Source organism: Flammeovirga sp. OC4 (assembly GCF_000812565.1).
Classification (GTDB): domain Bacteria; phylum Bacteroidota; class Bacteroidia; order Cytophagales; family Flammeovirgaceae; genus Flammeovirga.
Genome location: NZ_JTAM01000138.1, coordinates 1 through 3,908, shown reverse-complemented (window position 1 = coordinate 3,908; position 3,908 = coordinate 1). Strand labels below are relative to the sequence as shown.

Here is a 3,908-nt window from a genome sequence, read left to right as displayed (position 1 = left end):
GCTTGGGATCTCACCGAAAAAATCATGACTGATAAAAAAGGTAAAGTTCATATTGATTTTGTTCCACCTTCTTATAAAAGAAATGAAAAAATTGATGAATTGAAAAAAGAAGTAAGTCGTCTGGAAGGTTTACTTGACGACATTCATAGTATTTCAAATTATTAAACAAACCAAATCATGAGTAAAATAAAATCTTTTGACCTATCAAACGTAAAACTTGATAATTTAGTAATTCATCAAGTAGGGAATAAAACACAAGAAGAGCCTCTTCATACTTCTACTACTGAAGTGTATTTGGAAAACTATTCCCCTCTTTATAAAAGCATTCAGAATTACTTTTTAAAGCCATTTAAACAAGGTGAGTTTTTTCATTTTGATTGTCCAGAAGGCGGATCGTCTTTTCAAGACAATGAAGTTTTACAATGCGTCTCAAGAATTTTCGATGATCCTTATAATGGGTTATTAGCTAATTCAAAAGAACTGGCATCGCTTCTTTATAATGCATCTACCCATCCACGTATCAAAGGTGGTGATTTCTTTGTGGCTGTACTAAGAGATTTTGTAGTGGATGGTGATGTAGTGGATGCTGTTGGTTTATTCAAGGCAGAACACAAAGATACTTTCTTGAAAATTTGGGATCTTGATAACAAAAAGGCTTTTGATATTATCAACGAAGAAGGAGTAAGTATTAAGAAGCTGGATAAAGGTTGCCTAATCTTCAAATGTGAGAAAGAAAGAGGATATAAGGTGATGCTCAATTCTATTGGCAATCAAAGTGTAGAGGCTCTTTACTGGAAAGAATCATTCCTTCAGTTACGACCTCGTCAAGATCATTTCTTTCATACACAAAACTATTTGAACCTTTGCTCTGACTTTGTGGAAGAGGTCTATAATGAAGATCATGGCGTTGAAAAACCTGCTCAGATCGACCTTTTAAACCGCTCTTTAAAGTACTTTAAAGAGAAAGAGGATTTCCATGTGGTGGATTTTGAAAACAATGTGATTGAGGAGCCTGAAGCTATCGAAGCCTTTCAAGAGTTCAAAGAAGACTACTCAGAAAAGAAAGAAGTTCCACTTTTTGAGGAATTCAGAGTTTCAAAAGAAGCCGTTAAGAAGTCTCAAAAGCTCTTCAAAAGTATGATTCGTCTGGACAAGAAAATCAGTATTGTTGTTGGTGGTAATGAGCAGAACGTCGAGAAGGGCTATGATGGCGAGAGAAATATGAATTACTATACTATTTATTTTAATGAGGAAGAGTAATGAAACTAAAAATCAAACTATTATTTCTTCAGTTGATTATCCTGCTTCTTGATAGAAGAAAGAATTACCCCATTGGGGAAAAGGATCTGCTTATTTTAGAAGCTGTCTATACGCTTAAAAGTATAGTTTTAAAACTTGAGTCAATCTCTAAACGGGTGAGGTAGTTATGGAAGATAAGCCAAAATACGATTTTAGTCTTCATACACATACAGTGGACATTTTCACAAACTCAAAAGGCGAAGAAATAAGAATAGATACTTTTCAAGAGGAAGATTATCGCATGGGTCTAGTCAAATTTAAGAACGATGAAAATGGGCTTACTGTTACTGGAGACTTTGGTGTATGGGTCTTTGAAAGAAATTTCATTCCTTGTAAAGGTTTTAAAATCAATAAAATGTATTGGTCTGAAAAATTGATAGCTACAAGTATTCGTGAATATTGCGAATACGACCCAATACAAACTTGTGAAGCAATTGAAGCAATAATCAATAATGATTTAGAAGATTGGGGTTATGAAGGGGAAGAGCTGGAAAATCAAAAAGAGTTTTATGAAGATCTTTTAAACTATGTTGATGATGAAATCGAATACAAATATCATGCTTATAGAAGTTTATTTCCATTTGATGTTGATCATGATGGTATTCCTTACTTTAAAAAAGGAAGCGTCAAGCTAGATGTTATATTCGATGCCTTTGAGGAAATTTGTAGAAGAATGAAATAGCTATGATACAAGAAATAAAGGAATATAAATGCAAGATTGAAGTGATAGAGCATGTTTATTTGCTTGGAGGTAATGAGATGTCAGAAATCACACTTATGGTAAATGGAGAAGTATTGAATCAAACTGTTTTACAGTTTCAGTTGAGAAAAAAAAGCGAGCTCTATGAATTTGTAGAGCTCGCAGAGAAATACGATCCTTTTATCTTATCCTCCAAAAACAGCCAAACCACAGCCAGTAATAGAGGCAATGTTAGATCCGATGGTAAAAATTCTATCTGCGAGTTTTGGATCAGTTTTTTGAAGCGACTCAAGCTCAGACTTAAGTTTTATTAATGTATGTTTTAGGCTACCTACACCCCGTGTAAGTAGCCTTATTTTTTTTTAATTGTTCTAAAAGTGTTTCCTTAGGAATTAGCCTTTTTCTTAAAATCTTCCGAACTGATTCATACCCCAAATAGAATTCTAGCGAGAGGGATTCAAGTACATCATCGAGTCTTAAACGCTTTTCATTGTATAAAACATGGTAGCGTTCCTGAAGAGCATGGTAACGTAATTCGCTGTTAATTTTCCGAGTTGTTATTGCCGACATTTTTATAAAGAATATGCGTTTAAACATAAATTTACGACATTTTTCTCGTATTTGTTAATATTAAATTTGAAAATTTTTCGCCCCTATACGCCCTTGAATCACTAAATCATCTACTTGAGCATCAACATAGTCAGCAAGAAGATGAGTAGAATTATCTGTCACCTCGCAAGTGTATGAAATTGTGTGAATATGTAATCCGATCGGTGAAGGATCGTCACTTTCTTGCGTCCTTCTTAAGCCACTAACACTCGGAGATTTCAAACCATGAATACAAGAATGAACGGTTAAGTGGTAGCGTAAAACCTTCTCAGCTTCGCTAAGTGTAGCACTGTTCATGGCAATACTTGAAGAAGTAGGTATTACAATTTTCAAATCAATAGTTGCTGTGCCTAATTGTGTTTTGCCCGGTCTGTCTTGCCATGTGATATTGTAAGTGTAAAAAACGGCAGGCATTGGGAAAATTTCAAAATCCTGAGGTCTTAGGTATTGCCCTTTGTCGTAATCAATATGCATTACTGGAGACAACCCCTGTACTTTAAACTTACTTTCACACTCTTTTAAACGGTCTTTAATAGCGTTGTAAATCTGTAACATTACTTTATTATTTTAAGAATTCTAGCATTCAGTTTTCTATTGATGCGGTTGTTCAGGTACAAGCTGTCTCCTAAAAATTGCCTTTTAGGTATATGCATGTACAAGGTGCGATTATGGGCAGATACCTTATGTTTTTGTACATCATGACTCACACCATTTCTTGTTCTTCGGTGTTTTCGTCTGGTGTGTGCTTTCACTTTCTGATTGACGTTTCCTCTGTAACCTTCATTATGGATTTTAGCATAAGGAATATTGGCACTGCCCACTGTTACACTTGTTTTGTCTTTGTGGAGTACTTTTATACTTCTTTTCAATGCACCGCTTTGCACTAATATCGCTTTTCCTTTGTGTTTTCCTTCCGGGTCTTTTCTCGGTTTCCAAGGTTCTGTATTGGTGTCTATCCAGTTTTGGGAACGGAAACGATCTTTGAAAAACACTTTTGCTTCAGTACCTGCTATGGTGGGAAACTGACGGTGCAGTTTCCCAAGGTCATCCATTTGTTTTAAAAGTTTCTTTGTATCATCCATAGCTTCTTGTGTAATTATTAAGTGTTCTTAAAAACATATCCGCCAAATCATCGATTACGTTCTGACCGTTTTCATCCGTTCCATTTTGGTATACATTGAGGTTTTCAGTGCCTTTCATGTCGGCATTAATGGTGATATGACGGGTTGCTTTTGCTTGGGCTACAACTTCATCCGGTGATTTGGTTTGTTTTCCTCCTGTATTGCTAGAACTGTTGCTT

General features: G+C 35.3%; 6 protein-coding genes. 3 read left to right on the top strand and 3 right to left on the bottom strand.

Annotated features, from left to right (window positions below; genetic code table 11):
- The first annotated feature begins 177 nt into the window (after nt 1-177).
- From PL77_RS29455 to PL77_RS29445, 3 genes are all read left to right on the top strand, one after another.
- Nucleotides 178-1,260, top strand: coding sequence for a nucleoid-associated protein (locus tag PL77_RS29455; RefSeq protein ID WP_044213512.1), 1,083 nt, complete (start codon nt 178-180; stop codon nt 1,258-1,260).
- A 166-nt stretch (nt 1,261-1,426) separates the two neighbouring features.
- Complete coding sequence (locus tag PL77_RS29450) at nt 1,427-1,981, top strand: hypothetical protein (protein WP_044213509.1); 555 nt, start codon at nt 1,427-1,429, stop codon at nt 1,979-1,981.
- Nucleotides 1,982-1,983: 2 nt separating this feature from the next.
- Complete coding sequence (locus PL77_RS29445; protein WP_044213505.1) at nt 1,984-2,313, top strand: hypothetical protein; 330 nt, start codon at nt 1,984-1,986, stop codon at nt 2,311-2,313.
- A gap of 316 nt (nt 2,314-2,629) precedes the next feature.
- Here PL77_RS29445 and PL77_RS29440 read toward each other — a convergent pair whose 3' ends face one another.
- From PL77_RS29440 to PL77_RS32120, 3 genes are all read right to left on the bottom strand, one after another.
- The gene (locus tag PL77_RS29440) at nt 2,630-3,163 is read right to left on the bottom strand and encodes a hypothetical protein (RefSeq protein ID WP_044213503.1); all 534 of its coding nucleotides are present in this window, start codon (nt 3,161-3,163) and stop codon (nt 2,630-2,632) included.
- Nucleotides 3,163-3,690, bottom strand: a complete 528-nt coding sequence (locus PL77_RS29435) for a phage virion morphogenesis protein (protein ID WP_052444840.1) — start codon at nt 3,688-3,690, stop codon at nt 3,163-3,165. Before PL77_RS29435 ends, PL77_RS29440 begins: the two co-directional genes overlap by 1 nt.
- The coding region (locus PL77_RS32120) for a hypothetical protein (RefSeq protein WP_044213501.1) at nt 3,683-3,908 on the bottom strand (226 nt) is incomplete at its 5' end. The genes PL77_RS32120 and PL77_RS29435, both read right to left, overlap by 8 nt.